This is a genomic window from Dokdonella fugitiva (assembly GCF_004342425.1).
GTDB classification, from domain to species: domain Bacteria; phylum Pseudomonadota; class Gammaproteobacteria; order Xanthomonadales; family Rhodanobacteraceae; genus Dokdonella_A; species Dokdonella_A fugitiva.
The window spans coordinates 80,676-92,914 of sequence record NZ_SLWQ01000001.1 but is presented as its reverse complement, the minus strand read 5'-3'; the positions used below and the strand labels follow the sequence as shown (position 1 = coordinate 92,914).

Sequence of the window (12,239 nt, the reverse complement as noted above, 5' to 3'; positions counted from 1 at the left end):
GGATATGTTCGAGTTCGTCGAGAAGATGGCACCGAATGCGGTGATCAAGGTCGTCGGCGTCGGTGGTGGCGGCGGAAACGCGGTCAGCCACATGGTGCAGGCGGGTGTCGAGGGCGTGGATTTCGTCTGCGCGAATACCGATGCGCAGGCACTCAAGAGCAGCGGCGCGAAGTTCACGCTGCAGCTCGGCGCGAACGTAACCAAGGGCCTCGGCGCGGGCGCCAACCCCGAAGTCGGGCGGCAGGCCGCGCTCGAGGATCGCGAGCGCATCGTCGAGCTGCTGCAGGGCGCCGACATGGCGTTCATCACGGCCGGCATGGGCGGCGGCACCGGGACCGGCGCGGCGCCGGTGGTCGCGCAGCTCGCCAAGGAGATGGGCATCCTCACGGTCGCGGTGGTGACCAAGCCGTTCCCGTTCGAGGGACGCCGGCGCATGCAGGTCGCGCTGAAGGGCATCGAGGACCTTGGCCAGTACTGCGATTCGCTGATCACCGTGCCGAACGAGAAGCTCCTGACCGTGCTCGGCCGCGACGTGACCCTGCTCAGCGCGTTCAAGCAGGCCAACGACGTGCTGCTCGGGGCGGTGCAGGGCATCGCCGACCTGATCACGCGCCCGGGCCTCATCAACGTCGACTTCGCCGACGTGCGCACGGTCATGTCCGAGATGGGCATGGCGATGATGGGCACCGGCACGGCGCACGGCGACGACCGCGCGGTCGCGGCCGCCGAGGCGGCGATCAACAACCCGCTGCTCGACGACGTCAACCTCGCCGGCGCGTGCGGCATCCTCGTCAACGTGACCGCGGGCACCAACCTCACGATGCGCGAGTTCGACGACATCGGCCAGGTCGTGCACGAGTTCGCCAGCGAGGACGCGACGGTCGTGATCGGCACTGCGCTCGATCCGGAGCTCAAGGACGACGTGCGCGTGACCGTGGTCGCGACCGGCCTCAACCGCGCGGTCGCTCGGCAGCCGCTGCGCGAGCACCGCGAGCGCGAACGCGAGGTCGTCAGTTCGCAGCGTCCGTCGATGCGCGTCGTGCGCAACGCGACGACCGGCGAAGTCGACTACCTCGGCATCCCGGGGCAGCCGATCCGCCAGACGGTCGAGCACGCCCAGCCCGAGACGGCGGGCGACTACCTCGACATCCCGGCCTTCCTGCGTCGCCAGGCGGACTGACGCAGGGCAGTCCCGGTTCCCATCCGGCACGGCGCGATCGCTGGGAAGCGTGCGCGCCGGCCCCGGCGGCGATGCTTCGAACACATCGCCGCCCCGGCACCGCCATCCTGTGGCGTCAGGATGGCGGTCGCTGCCGTCGGCGAATGGCGGCCAGGGCCGGAAATTTGCGGCGGCTGTTGCGAAAAAGCGACGGAGTGTGGGTTCCAAACGTCGCTCAACTTTTCTCGCTCCCGTCGCTGTGCTACCCTCGCCGGCGTTTTGTCAGCTCCTGCCCCAGGGGGCACTACATAAAAATGATCAGACAACGCACGCTCAAAAACGTCATCAGAGCGACGGGCGTGGGTCTTCACACGGGCGACAAGGTCTACATGACGTTGCGTCCTGCGGCCGTGGACACGGGCATCGTGTTCCGCCGCGTCGACCTGCAGAACCCGGTGGACATCCGCTCCTGCTGCGAGAACGTCGGAGACACCCGTCTTTCCACCACGCTCGTCAAGGGCGACGTGCGCATCGCCACGGTCGAGCACCTGCTCTCCGCGATGGCGGGGCTCGGCATCGACAATGCCTACGTCGACCTGTCGGCGCCGGAAGTGCCGATCATGGACGGTAGCGCCGGCCCGTTCGTGTTCCTGCTGCAGTCCGCGGGCATCGAGGAACAGGCCAAGGCCAAGCGCTTCATCCGCATCAAGAAGTCGGTCACCGTCCGCGACGGCGACAAGTGGGCCCGTTTCGAGCCGTTCGACGGTTTCAAGGTGGGCTTCTCGATCGACTTCAACCATCCGATGTTCACCAAGCGCACCTCGACCAGCGAGATCGATTTCTCGACGACCTCGTTCGTGAAGGAGGTCAGCCGCGCGCGCACGTTCGGCTTCATGCGCGACATCGAGTACCTGCGCGAGCGCAACCTCGCCCTCGGCGGATCGATGGACAACGCGATCGTCCTCGACGACTATCGGGTGCTCAACGAGGACGGCCTGCGCTACGAGGACGAGTTCGTCAAGCACAAGATCCTCGATGCGATCGGCGACCTGTACCTGCTCGGGCACAGCCTCATCGGCGCGTTCTACGGCTACAAGTCCGGCCACGAGTTGAACAACAAGCTGCTGCGCACGATGCTCGCCGATGCGACGGCGTGGGAAGAAGTGAGTTTCGAGGACGAGAGCGCGGCACCGATCTCCTACGCCCACCCGGCGCAGGCGGTCTGACGGCAGGCAAGGAGCGGGGCGTTTCGCCGAAGATTGGAAAGGCGACGCGCATCGCGAAAAGCACTTCCCGCTCCCGCTAGGGTGGCGGGGCGGTCGGCAGGATCCGGCCGGATCGCGCGGCAGGTTGCCGCCGCGGCGATCATGACGCCACGGGCCGGGAAGGGGCCGGGCGGTGCGGTACCAGAAGAAGAACAGCTTCCGCCAGGAAGCAGACAAGCGGGGAACGGGAGCCGCCCCGGCTCCTAGGAATCATCACCGGCGATGGACGCCAGTTGGAGATAAAGGGCCCTGAGTTCAGGGTCTTGGAGGGCTGTCGCTGTCGCTCGCAGGTGGCGGGTGGTGGCGGCGGAAAGCGGTTTGGGCTTTGTCGGGTCCGGGGGAACGGTCGGCAAGGGCGCCACTTTCACGGCGAAACGTTCGACGGTGCTGCCGAGTGCGGCACGGGCTTCGGCCAGCAGGGCTGCCTGGTGCAGCCGCAGCCGGCTCGCCCACGTCGGGCTGGACGCCAGAAAGACAATTCGTCCGTTGCGCACGTCGGCGAGTCGCGTCTCGCGCGCCGTCGCGACGGGCAAGAGGCGGCGCAGTCTTTCATCCAGCGCATCCAGCGCGCGCGCGCGATCCGCGAGCGTGCCGAGGGTGATGCACTCCGCGGCGGGCCGAGGCCCGGCGGTGGAGGCGGTGGTGGGATTGCGCTTTGGCGACACGACGAACGGGAATCCGGCCGAGCAGCATGAACATCATTATCGTCCGCAATGCGCACGCGCTGCCATGGCGCATCGACCTGTCCGGCCGGCACGGCCACCTCCTCGTCGCCGCGCTCGCCGCCTGCGCGTTCATGCTGGTCGGGATCGGCGCATTCGGCGCATGGATCTTCAGCAGCCCGCGCTCGCACGACCTGCGCGAAGTCGCCGACATGCGCGCGATGCTCGCCGCGCAGCGCGCCGAGCTCGCCTCGCTGGACCAGGATTCCCGCCGCAACATCGACGCGCTCGCGGCCCAGCTCGGCCAGCTGCAGGCACAGGCCACGCGCCTCAACGCGCTCGGCGAGCGGCTGACCCAGGTCGGCAAGCTCGACGACGGCGAATTCGACTTCGACGGTGCCCCGGCCGTCGGCGGCCCGGAAGAGCCGGCCAGCGGCGTGACGATGCCGCTGCCGCTGCAGAGCGGCATCGACAACCTGCGTGCCGAGTTCGACCGCCAGCAGGCCCAGCTCGACGTGCTCGAGAACCTGCTGCGTGACCGCAAGATCGACAACCAGCTGCTGCCGAGCGGCATGCCCGTGAACCAGGGCTACATCGCGTCCGGCTTCGGCGACCGCTCCGACCCGTTCGACGGCCACCAGGCGATCCACATGGGCGTCGATTTCGCCGCGCCCGAAGGCACCCCGGTCCATGCGGTCGCCGACGGCGTCGTGACCTACACCGGCGTGCGCACCGGCTACGGCAACGTCGTAGAGATCGATCACGGCAACGGCTACATGACGCGCTACGCGCACAATTCCGCGATCAGCGCGAGCCCCGGCCAGCGCGTGCACGCGGGCCAGGCGATCGCCAGCGTCGGCTCCACCGGCCGCTCGACCGGCCCGCACTGCCATTTCGAGGTCTGGTACAACGGCCGCGCGGTCAACCCGATGGCCTACGTGAAGTCGACCCGCGCGAACCGTGCCTGACCCTGCCGGCGCCGGCAGGCGCCGGTCCCGGGGCGATTGAAAGCCCGTTCCTCCGCCTCAAGCTGGCGTGTATCGAGGGGCCGCCGTATCATCGGCGGTTGTTTTGTTTTTCCGCGACGGCCTGTCGCGGAATGACGCACCGGTCGTCCAGGCCGGACGCCATGAACCGCCTCTCATTCCCCCGTTCCGACCAAGACGACCCATGCTCAACAGTTTCCTGACGCGCATCTTCGGCAGCCGCAACGAACGCGTACTGCGCCAGCTCGGCAAGTCGGTGGCGCAGATCAATGCGCTGGAGCCGAAGTTCCAGGGGTTGTCCGATGCCGACCTCCAGGCGAAGACGGAGGAATTCCGCCGGCGCCTCGCCGATGGCGCCACGCTCGACAGCCTGCTGCCGGAAGCGTTCGCCACCGTGCGCGAAGCCTCGCGGCGCGTGCTCGGCATGCGCCACCACGACGTCCAGCTCATCGGCGGCATGGTCCTGCACGGCGGCAAGATCGCCGAAATGCGCACCGGCGAAGGCAAGACCCTCGTCGCGACCCTGCCGGTGTACCTCAACGCGCTCGAAGGCAAGGGCGTGCACGTCGTCACCGTCAACGACTACCTGGCCAAGCGCGACTCGGCCTGGATGGGCAAGATCTACAACTTCCTCGGCATGAGCGTCGGCGTGGTCTGGCCGGGCATGGACCACGGCGACAAGCGCGCCGCGTATGCCGCGGACATCACCTACGGCACCAACAACGAATTCGGCTTCGACTACCTGCGCGACAACATGGCGCTGTCGGCCGAGCAGCGCTACCAGCGCGGGTTGCACTTCGCGATCGTCGACGAGGTCGACTCGATCCTCATCGACGAGGCGCGCACGCCGCTGATCATCTCCGGCCCGTCGGACGAGTCGCCGCAGCTGTACGTGAAGGTCAACCGCATCGTGCCGCGCATGACGCGGCAGCTGAAGGAGACCAAGCCGGGTGATCCGCCGGAGCCCGGCGACTACTACGTCGACGAGAAGCAGAAGCAGGTGCACCTGTCCGAGGAGGGCATGGAACACGCCGAGCAGCTGCTGCGCAAGGAAGGCATCATCGGCGAGGACGAAGGCCTGTACGACTCGCAGCACATCGCAGTCGTGCACCACCTCAACGCCGCGTTGCGCGCGCACGCGCTGTACCAGCGCGACGTCGACTACATCGTGCGCGACGGCGAGGTGATCATCGTCGACGAATTCACCGGACGCACGCTGCCGGGCCGCCGCTGGTCGGACGGCCTGCACCAGGCGGTCGAGGCGAAGGAGGGCGTGCCGATCCAGCGCGAGAACCAGACGCTCGCGTCGATCACGTTCCAGAACCTGTTCCGCATGTACAAGAAGCTGGCCGGCATGACCGGCACGGCCGACACGGAAGCGTACGAATTCCAGTCGATCTATGGCCTCGAGGTCGTGGTCATCCCGACGCACCGGCCGATGATCCGCAAGGACGAGCCGGACGTCGTCTTCCTCAAGCAGCAGCCGAAGTTCGATGCGATCGTCGAGGACATCAAGGAGAGCTACGAGCGCGGCCAGCCGGTGCTCGTGGGCACCGCCTCGATCGAGATGTCCGAGCTGCTTTCGGACCTCCTCAAGAAGAAGGGCGTCCCGCACGAAGTGCTGAACGCGAAGCAGCACGAGCGCGAGGCGCACATCGTCGCGCAGGCGGGCCGCCCGAAGGCGATCACGATCGCCACCAACATGGCCGGCCGCGGCACCGACATCGTGCTCGGCGGCAGCCTCGAAGCCGAACTGCACGCGCTCGGCGAGAACGCGAGCGAGGCCGACCGCGAGCGCGTGAAGGCCGAGTGGCAGCGCCGCCACGACGAGGTCATCGCGCTCGGCGGCCTGCGCATCATCGGCACCGAGCGACACGAGTCGCGCCGCATCGACAACCAGCTGCGCGGCCGCTCCGGCCGCCAGGGCGACCCGGGTTCGAGCCGCTTCTACCTGTCGCTCGAGGACAACCTCATCCGCATCTTCATGGGCGAGGGCGTCGCGCGCCTCATGCGCATGTTCGGCATGAAGGAGGACGACGCGATCCAGGACCGCATGGTCAGCCGGCAGATCGAGAAGGCGCAGCGCAAGGTCGAGGCGCACAACTTCGACATCCGCAAGCACCTGCTCGAGTTCGACGACACCGCCAACGACCAGCGCAAGGTCATCTACCAGCAGCGCAACGAACTGCTCGACAGCGCCGACGTCGCCGAGACGATCGGCATCATCCGCCAGGACGTCATTGCCGACGTCGTGCGCCGCTACGTGCCGGCCGATTCGGTTGACGAGCAATGGAACCTGGCCGGGCTGGAAACCGAGCTTGCGTCGGAGTTCGGCCTGCAGGCCGGCCTCCGGCAGTGGCTCGACCAGCAGGACGACGCCGATGCCGATGACGTGCTCGAGTACGTGCAGCAGCTCGTCGATCGCCTGTTCCGCGAGAAGGAAGCGATGCTCGGCAGCGAGGTCATGCGTGGCCTCGAGAAGCACGTGATGCTGTCCGTGCTCGACAACGGCTGGAAGGAGCACCTCGCGAGCATGGACTACCTGCGCCAGGGCATCTACCTGCGCGGCTATGCGCAGAAGCAGCCGAAGCAGGAGTTCAAGCGCGAGGCATTCGAACTGTTCGAGGGCATGCTCGGCCGCATCAAGTTCGAGATCGTGCAGCTGCTCGCGCGCGTGCGCATCCGCAGCGAGCAGGAAGTGGAAGCGCTCGAACAGCAGCAGCGCCGCCAGGCCGAAATGCAGGCGCGCGCGATGCAGTTCCAGCACGCCGAGGCGGCCGGCTTCGGTGCCGGCGAGCAGCCGGCCGAGGCGGACCCGGCGGCGATGCCGAACGTCGGCGTGCCGCAGCTGCGCGATGCGCCGAAGGTCGGGCGCAACGATCCGTGTCCGTGCGGGTCGGGCAAGAAGTACAAGCAGTGCCACGGCAAGCTCGTCTGAGCCTGCCGTGCCGGCTTCGGTCCACGTCGTAGCAGGCGTGTTGCGTGATGCGGGCGGCCGCGTGCTGCTCGCACGCCGACCCGTGGGCAAGCACCTCGCCGGCCTGTGGGAGTTCCCGGGCGGCAAGTGCGACGCGGGCGAGGCACCGGTCGATGCGCTCGCGCGCGAGCTGCGCGAGGAGCTCGGCATCGTCGTCGAGTCGGCGCGCCCGCTCATCGCGGTGCCGCACCGCTATCCGGAGCAGGACATCCTGCTCGACGTCTGGCAGGTCTCGGCCTGGACCGGCACGCCGCATCCGCACGAGGGACAGGCGCTCGCCTGGGTCGAACAGGGCGCGCTCGCACAGGTCGAGATGCCGCCGGCCGATCGTCCCGTGATTGCCGCGCTCGCCCTTCCGGACCGCTACCTCATCACGCCCGCGTTCGAACCCGACGCGCTCGACGAACTGCTCGCGGGCATCGAGCGCGCCTGCCGCCGCGGCCTGCGCCTCGTGCAGCTGCGCCAGCCGCACTGGCCACGCGCGCGGCTCGCCGATGCCGCGCGCCGCGCCCGCGACGCCTGCCGGGAGCATGGCGCGCGCCTGCTGCTCAACGGCGACGTGCAGCTGGCGATGGTGCTCGGCCTCGACGGCGTGCACCTGCCCGCGCGCATCGCTGCCGGCCTCGCCGAGCGGCCGTTGCCGGCCGACCGCTGGCTCGGCGTGTCCTGCCACGACGCGGCCGAGCTGCTGCACGCGGTACGCATCGGTGCGGATTTCGCGACCTTGTCGCCGGTCTTCCCGACGCCGGGCCACGAGCACGCGCAGGCGCTCGGCTGGGAGCGGTTCGCCGAACTCGTCGTGCATGCGCCGATGCCGGTCTACGCGCTCGGCGGCATGGAGGGCGAAGACGTCGACGCCGCGTGGATGGCCGGGGCGCAGGGGATCGCCGCGATCCGCGCCCTGTGGAGCTGACCCTCCGGCGGTTGCGCGCGCGTTCCCGTGACACCCCGCATGCCGGTTGCTAGATTCGGAAATGGCGTGGCCCCGCCGAGGGGACGAAGCTTGCGCGCCGCACGTGCCGACACCGACAGGATCGCGAAGTGATGCCCGAACAGCCGCCCCGGGAACAGGCGTCTCCCGCACACGCCGATGCGCGCGACCGGCCGACCAAGTTGATCGTGCAGGTGCCGTGCTTCAACGAACGCGACTCGTTGCCGCATTCGATCCCGCATTTGCCGCGCAGCGTCGAGGGCTTCGATCGCGTCGAGTGGCTCGTCGTCGACGATGGCTCGGTGGACGGCACGGCCGACGTCGCCAAAGCGCTCGGCGTCGACCACATCGTGCGCCACCCGGTCAATCGCGGCCTCGCCGCGGCGTTCATGACCGGCCTCGAGGCGGCGGTCGACCTCGGCGCCGACGTCATCGTCAATACCGATGCCGACAACCAGTACGACGCGCGCGACATCGAGACGCTGGTGCGGCCGATCGTCGAAGGGCGCGCCGAGATGGTGGTCGGCGCACGGCCGATCGCCGATACCGAGCATTTCTCGCGCCTGAAGAAGTGGCTGCAGCGGCTCGGCAGCTGGGTCGTGCGCGCCGCGAGCAGGACGCAGGTCGCCGACGCACCGAGCGGCTTCCGAGCGTTCACGCGCGAAGCGGCCCAGCGCCTGAACGTCTTCAGCTCCTACACCTATACGCTCGAGACGATCATCCAGGCGGGCCAGAGCAACATCCGCGTGCTGTCGGTCCCGATACGCACGAACCCGGACCTGCGTCCGTCGCGCCTCGTCAAGAGCATGGGGCGTTACGTGTGGCGCTCGGCGGCGACGATCGTGCGCATCTTCGCGACCTATCGCCCGCTCGCGTTCTTCGGCCTCGTGGCGTCCTTCTTCCTCGTCGCCGGCGTGATGCTCGGGGCGTGGTACGTCGCGCACATGCTGGTCGGCGAGGGTGCCGGCCACGTGCAGTCGGCCGTGCTCGCCGCCGCGTCGTTCACGATCGGCTTCCTGCTGTTCATGCTCGGCTTCATCGCCGACCTCAATGCGGTGAACCGGCGCCTGCTCGAAGGCATCGACTGGCGCCTGCGCCAGGTCGAGGGCGAGGTGCGGCGCGCGCGCGCGGAGCGGGAGCCTCGCGCATGAGCCCCGACGTGCAGCCGGCCGGCAACTACTACGACAAGTACCGCACCGCGAATCCCATCGCGCGCCGGCTCATGCGCGGATTCCTCGATGCGTTCGACTCGCTGGTCGAGCGCGTGCCGGTGTCGAACGCGCTGGAGATCGGCTGCGGCGAGGGCGAGTTGTCGATCCGCCTCGCCCGGCGCGGCTTCCGCGTGCGCGGCTGCGACATCTCCGCGGACATCGTCGAGGAGGCGCGTCGGCGCGCGCACGCCGCCGGGGTCGAAGCGTCGTTCTGGCCGCAGCCGATCGAAACGATCGACGTCGCGGCCGAAGCCGCGCCGCTGGTCGTCTGCTGCGAAGTGCTCGAACACGTCGACGATCCGCTGCGCGCGATCGATGCGCTCGCCGGGCTCGCGCGTCCCCACCTCATCGCCAGCGTGCCGCGCGAACCGCTCTGGCGCGCCCTCAACATGGCACGCGGCAAGTACCTCGGCGCGCTCGGCAACACCCCCGGCCACGTCAACCACTGGGGCCGCGGCGCCTTCCTGCAACTGATGTCGCGCCGCTTCGACATCCTGCAGGTGCGCTCGCCGTTGCCATGGACGATGGTGTTGTGCCGGCGCCGCTGAGGCCGTTGCGCCGCATCGCCCACGGCGGAGGCACGCTGCTCAGCCTCGTCGCGATCGCATTTCTCGTGCGACGCGGCTACGCCCTCGGTGCTTCGCTCGGCGACGCGCTCGCGCGCATCGGGGCGCCGGCGCTGCTGCTCGCGTGCGCCTGCTATGCCGTCGGCGCGCTCCTGCTCGGGTTCGCCTGGGTGCTGCTCGTGCGCATGACCGCGGGTGGCCGGGTGGCGGCGATGCCGCTGTTCGCCTCGCATCTGCGTGCGCAGCTGGCGAAGTACCTGCCCGGCAACGTGTTCCATGTCGCCTACCGCCACGTCGCCGCACGTCGCGCGGGCATCGGCCATGCGCCGCTCGCGCTCGCATTCGGCATGGAATCGCTGCTGCTCGTCGCGAGCGCGGCAACGCTTTCGCTCGGCGTGGTGGCCGATGCGCGCATCGTCGCGTTCGCGCCATGGGCGGGCCGGCTCGCGTGGGGAGCCCTCGCCTTGCCGGCTGTCGCGGCGTTCGCGGCCTGGCTCCATGCGCGCCACGCGGGCGGAACCGTCGCGGCGCCGCGCCTGCTCGCGGGCACGCTGGCCGTGCTGGCGATCGACCTCGTGTTCTTCGTGCTCGCCACGTTCGCGCTGTGCAGCCTCGGACCCGGCGGCGTCGGATGGCCGGCCGCGAGCGCGTATGGATGGCTCGCGCTCGCGTGGCTGCTCGGCTACGTGATGCCGGGCGCGCCTGCCGGCGTCGGCGTCCGCGAAACCGTGCTCGTGATCGGCCTCGGCCCCGCGCTTGGCGAGGCGGACGCGCTCGTCGTCGCGCTCGCCTACCGGTTCGTCACGGTGCTCGTCGACGCGGTGTCGGGCGGAGTCGGTTTCCTGCTGCGCGATCGCGCCTGAAAAACGCTACGCCTCAGTGCGACTCGCCGCGCGCGCGCGCCGCCAGCGCGAGATAACGTTCGTGCAAGCGGGCCACGGCCGCTTCGAGATCGGCGAGGCTGCCATCGTTGGCGATCACGTCGTCGGCGAGCGAAAGCCGCTGCTCGCGCGATGCCTGCGCGTCGAGCATCGCCTCGGCCGTCGCCGGCGAGACGGCGTCGCGGGCGAGCAGGCGCGCGTACTGCACCTCGCGCGGAACGTCGATGACGAGGACGCGGTCGACCCACGCGTAGTGCGCGGCGTTCTCCGCGAGCAGGGGCACCACGACGATCGCGTACCCGGGGCAGGGCGCCGATGCGCGCTGCCGCAACACGTCGCGGATGCGCGGGTGCAGGATGTCCTCCAGCCGGCGCCGGGCCGGCGGGTCGGCGAATACGCGCTCGCGCAAGGCGCGACGATCGAGCGTGCCGTCGGAGGCGATGACGCCGGTGCCGAAAGCGGTGGCGATGTCCGCCAGCGCGGGCTGGCCCGGCTCGACCAGTTCGCGCGCGACGAGGTCGGCGTCGATCACGTGCGCACCGAGGATGGCGAATCGACGAGCGGCAGCGGACTTGCCGCTCGCGACGCCGCCGGTCAACGCGACCGTGAACGTCATCCGCAGCGGCTCAGGCGAGCCCGAACAGGCGGGCGTAGAGCTCAGCCAGATCGCGCCCGAACACGAACCAGGCCCAGCCGGCGGCCGCTATGAACGGCCCGAACGGAATCGGCGTGCCGCGGTCGCGCCCCTGCACGGCCAAGGCGATGCCGCCGATGACCGCACCGACCAGCGAGGAGAGCAGCACGATCGGCAACAGGCTCGACACGCCCATCCAGGCGCCGAGCGCGGCGAGCAGCTTGAAATCGCCGTAGCCCATGCCTTCCTTGCCGGTGCAAAGCTTGAACAGCCAGAACACCGACCACAGGCTCAGGTAGCCCGCCGCCGCGCCGACGATCGCTGCGGCGGGGTCGATGAACAACGGCACGAGCGCCGCGAGCAGGCCGAGCCAGAGCAGCGGCAGGGTCAACTGGTCCGGCAGCAGCTGCGTGCGCAGGTCGATGCCGGAAGCAGCGATGAGGACCCAGGTGAACACGAGGGCGGCGGCCAGCGGCCAGCCGAAGCCGAAACGCCAGGCGATCGTCGCGGACGCGAGTGCGGTGAGAAGTTCGACCAGCGGGTACTGCCACGAGATCGGCGTGCGGCAGTAGCGACAGCGGCCGCGCAGGGCGAGCCAGCTCAGCAGCGGGATGTTGTCCAGCGGCGACAGGGGGTGCTTGCACTGCGGGCAGTGTGATCCCGTGAAGACGAGGTCCGGCGGAGCCGCTTCGGTCGGATCGGCGGGCATCGTGGCCGCGTCTTCGGTCGCTGGCGCCGCGTCCGGCTGGGCGTCGGCGAGGAGGATCTCCCGCGCCTGCTGCTTCCAGTCGTGTTCGAGGCGGCGCGGCAGCCGCAGGATGACGACGTTGAGGAAGCTGCCGACGAGCAGGCCGAGCAGGCCGGCAAGGGAGATCAACAGGCTGGGTGCCTGGAACCAGTCGAGGCCGTTCATCGTGGTGGGCGCGTCAGCGGCCGCGACGATCGTCGCGGCCGCTGCGGGTCCGTT

At 69.5% G+C, this 12,239-nt stretch carries 10 protein-coding genes and 1 pseudogene; 8 read left to right on the top strand and 3 right to left on the bottom strand.

The annotated features are described in order from the left end of the window. Positions 1-4 precede the first annotated feature (4 nt). Both ftsZ and lpxC read left to right on the top strand, forming a co-directional pair. Positions 5-1,064 (top strand): annotated as a pseudogene (gene ftsZ / locus EV148_RS00345) (cell division protein FtsZ); the annotation flags it as partial. Between the two features lie 409 nt (positions 1,065-1,473). Next, positions 1,474-2,385 (top strand): UDP-3-O-acyl-N-acetylglucosamine deacetylase, encoded by a 912-nt coding sequence (lpxC, locus tag EV148_RS00340; protein ID WP_131991767.1) that lies wholly within the window; start codon positions 1,474-1,476, stop codon positions 2,383-2,385. A gap of 242 nt (positions 2,386-2,627) precedes the next feature. Here lpxC and EV148_RS00335 read toward each other — a convergent pair whose 3' ends face one another. Further along, positions 2,628-3,089, bottom strand: a complete 462-nt coding sequence (locus EV148_RS00335) for a DciA family protein (protein ID WP_131991764.1) — start codon at positions 3,087-3,089, stop codon at positions 2,628-2,630. A 26-nt stretch (positions 3,090-3,115) separates the two neighbouring features. Here EV148_RS00335 and EV148_RS00330 point away from each other — a divergent pair, with 26 nt between their 5' ends. The 6 genes from EV148_RS00330 to EV148_RS00305 all read left to right on the top strand — a co-directional run bounded on the left by EV148_RS00330 (position 3,116) and on the right by EV148_RS00305 (position 10,620). Then, on the top strand, positions 3,116-4,054 hold the full coding sequence (locus EV148_RS00330; RefSeq protein ID WP_131991761.1) for a M23 family metallopeptidase: 939 nt from the start codon (positions 3,116-3,118) through the stop codon (positions 4,052-4,054). A gap of 202 nt (positions 4,055-4,256) precedes the next feature. Further along, a complete protein-coding gene (secA, locus tag EV148_RS00325; protein ID WP_131991758.1) occupies positions 4,257-7,010 on the top strand; it encodes a preprotein translocase subunit SecA in 2,754 nt (917 codons plus the stop codon). 7 nt (positions 7,011-7,017) lie between these two features. Continuing rightward, on the top strand, positions 7,018-7,962 hold the full coding sequence (locus EV148_RS00320) for a Nudix family hydrolase (protein WP_241987932.1): 945 nt from the start codon (positions 7,018-7,020) through the stop codon (positions 7,960-7,962). 131 nt (positions 7,963-8,093) lie between these two features. After that, positions 8,094-9,131 carry a glycosyltransferase family 2 protein gene (locus tag EV148_RS00315; protein WP_131991752.1) on the top strand — a complete coding sequence of 346 codons (1,038 nt, stop codon included), beginning with the start codon at positions 8,094-8,096 and terminating at the stop codon, positions 9,129-9,131. Continuing rightward, on the top strand, positions 9,128-9,739 hold the full coding sequence (locus tag EV148_RS00310) for a class I SAM-dependent methyltransferase (RefSeq protein WP_131991749.1): 612 nt from the start codon (positions 9,128-9,130) through the stop codon (positions 9,737-9,739). The genes EV148_RS00315 and EV148_RS00310 overlap by 4 nt, the downstream gene beginning before the upstream one ends. After that, on the top strand, positions 9,724-10,620 hold the full coding sequence (locus EV148_RS00305; protein ID WP_131991746.1) for a hypothetical protein: 897 nt from the start codon (positions 9,724-9,726) through the stop codon (positions 10,618-10,620). Before EV148_RS00310 ends, EV148_RS00305 begins: the two co-directional genes overlap by 16 nt. 13 nt (positions 10,621-10,633) lie before the next feature. Here the strand turns inward: EV148_RS00305 and coaE are convergent, their stop codons facing one another. Beyond that, positions 10,634-11,254, bottom strand: a complete 621-nt coding sequence (gene coaE, locus EV148_RS00300; RefSeq protein ID WP_131991743.1) for a dephospho-CoA kinase — start codon at positions 11,252-11,254, stop codon at positions 10,634-10,636. A gap of 10 nt (positions 11,255-11,264) precedes the next feature. Then, positions 11,265-12,185, bottom strand: coding sequence for a prepilin peptidase (locus EV148_RS00295; protein ID WP_131991740.1), 921 nt, complete (start codon positions 12,183-12,185; stop codon positions 11,265-11,267). Positions 12,186-12,239 lie beyond the last annotated feature (54 nt).

Bases quoted from the DNA above. Each gene is read 5' to 3' on its own strand.
- lpxC (WP_131991767.1), top strand. From the start codon at position 1,474: ATGATCAGACAACGCACGCTCAAAAACGTCATCAGAGCGACGGGCGTG.
- EV148_RS00330 (WP_131991761.1), top strand. From the start codon at position 3,116: ATGAACATCATTATCGTCCGCAATGCGCACGCGCTGCCATGGCGCATC.
- secA (WP_131991758.1), top strand. From the start codon at position 4,257: ATGCTCAACAGTTTCCTGACGCGCATCTTCGGCAGCCGCAACGAACGC.
- EV148_RS00315 (WP_131991752.1), top strand. From the start codon at position 8,094: ATGCCCGAACAGCCGCCCCGGGAACAGGCGTCTCCCGCACACGCCGAT.
- EV148_RS00310 (WP_131991749.1), top strand. From the start codon at position 9,128: ATGAGCCCCGACGTGCAGCCGGCCGGCAACTACTACGACAAGTACCGC.
- coaE (WP_131991743.1), bottom strand. From the start codon at position 11,254: ATGACGTTCACGGTCGCGTTGACCGGCGGCGTCGCGAGCGGCAAGTCC.
- EV148_RS00295 (WP_131991740.1), bottom strand. From the start codon at position 12,185: ATGAACGGCCTCGACTGGTTCCAGGCACCCAGCCTGTTGATCTCCCTT.